Raw genomic sequence first — 1,823 nt, forward strand, 5'->3', positions numbered from 1 at the left:
CATGTTATCCGGTCCCATCCTTAGGGGAGTAGCCTCCCTCCATCCTTCGGGAAAGAGAGGGGCGCGCGTCAACAGACTTGGAGCCGGGCTTGCCCCTCCATGGCGCGTGCATGCGGGAGCGATCGACCGCCTGGCGAGACCTTTGGCTTGAGACGCATCTCCCCGGCCGGGCGGATGCGCCGCTCAGGTCATTGGCTCAACCCGCGCCCCGGCCCCGAAGGACATCATGGAAGCCTTCCTGATCTCGCTGTCCGCCGTCGCCATCGCCGAGATCGGCGACAAGACGCAGTTGCTGACGCTCGTGCTCGCGGCGCGCTTCGCAAGACCCGTCCCGCTCATCGCCGGCATCTTCGCGGCCACCATCGTCAATCATGCGCTGGCCGCGGGCGCAGGGCTCCTCATCGCCTCCTGGCTCACGCCCGAAGTGCTGCAATGGACGCTCGGCATCTCCTTTGTCGCGGGCGGCATCTGGATGCTCATTCCCGACAAGCTTGACGATGTTTCGGGCGGCGCTTCGCGCTTCGGCCCCTTCATCACCACGACGATCGCCTTCTTCCTCGCCGAGATGGGCGACAAGACCCAGCTTGCGACCGTGGGGCTCGCCGCCCGTTTCGACGATCTCGTCATCGTGGCGGCAGGAACGACCATCGGCATGATGATCGCCAATGTCCCGGTGGTCTTTCTCGGCGACGCGGCGGCGAAGTTCCTCCCCCTTCAGCTCGTGCGCGGCGCCGCGGCGGCGATCTTTTTCGCGCTCGGCCTCGTCACCATTCTTGAAGCGCTCGGCGTCGTTTGATTTCCGGCCTCGCGGCCCTATCCTCGCCCGCAAACGAAATCGAAACATGGGAGACGCCGATGCGCTCGATGCGCGTGCATGAATTGTCGGAGGACATATCCGTTCTCCGGCTCGACGATGTGACCTTGCCGCCGGCCGGTCCCGGCGAGGTGCGGCTGAGGCTCAAGGCCTGCGCCGTGAACTTTCCCGACATCCTGATGGTGCAGGGGAAATACCAGTTCAAGCCGGAGCTTCCCTTCGCGCCGGGCATGGAAGGAGCGGGCATCGTCGCCGAGGTCGGTCCGGGCGTCACGGCCTTGAAGCCGGGCGACGAGGTGGTCGCCGGGCTCAGGATCGGTGGCTTCGCCGAGGAAGTGAACATAGCGGCGGAAAACTGCCGGCCGAAGCCGCCGGGCATGAGCTTCGTCAAGGCGGCGGCCTATCCGGCTGCCTATCTCACCGCCTATGTGGCGCTCGTCATTCGCGGCCAGTTGAAGGCGGGCGAGACGCTCCTCGTGCATGGCAGCACGGGCGGCGTCGGCATGGCGGCGGTCGATATCGGCAAGCTCTGGGGCGCGACCGTCATCGCGACCTCGGCCTCGGATGAAAAGCTGAAAGTCGTGAAGGCGCGCGGCGCCGATCATGTGATCAATGTCACGGGCGGCTTCCGCGAGCGGGTGAAGGAGCTGACCGGCGGCAAGGGCGCTGATGTGATCTATGATCCCGTCGGCGGCGACGTCTTCGACGAGAGCGTGCGCTGCATCGCCTGGAACGGCCGTCTCCTGATCATCGGCTTCACCAGCGGCCGCATTCCCTCCGTGTCGGTCAACATGCCGCTCATCAAGGGCTTCTCGGTCGTCGGCGTGCGGGCGGGCGAATATGGCCGCCGCGATCCCGAGGCCGGAAGGCACAACATCGAGACGATCGACCGCCTCGCCGCCGAGGGAAAGATCGACCCTTACGTCTGCGCGACCTTCCCCCTCGAGCGCGCGGTCGATGCCATGCGCATGCTTCAGAACAGGCAGGCGGTCGGCAAGGTCGTCATCAC

The 1,823-nt window shown here is 65.9% G+C and carries 2 protein-coding genes; both read left to right on the plus strand.

Annotation, left to right across the window (positions count from 1 at the left end; all coding sequences use genetic code 11):
- Positions 1-226 precede the first annotated feature (226 nt).
- Positions 227-796 (plus strand): TMEM165/GDT1 family protein, encoded by a 570-nt coding sequence (locus PKA57_RS07470; protein WP_324299095.1) that lies wholly within the window; start codon positions 227-229, stop codon positions 794-796.
- 59 nt (positions 797-855) lie between these two features.
- Positions 856-1,823: NADPH:quinone oxidoreductase family protein (locus PKA57_RS07475; RefSeq protein WP_324299097.1), on the plus strand; the 968-nt coding region annotated here is incomplete at its 3' end.

Origin of the sequence: Parvibaculum sp., from assembly GCF_035325945.1 — a bacterium.
Classification (GTDB): domain Bacteria; phylum Pseudomonadota; class Alphaproteobacteria; order Parvibaculales; family Parvibaculaceae; genus Parvibaculum.

Excerpts from the sequence above, each read along its gene's own strand:
- PKA57_RS07470 (WP_324299095.1), top strand. The coding sequence starts at position 227 with ATGGAAGCCTTCCTGATCTCGCTGTCCGCCGTCGCCATCGCCGAGATC.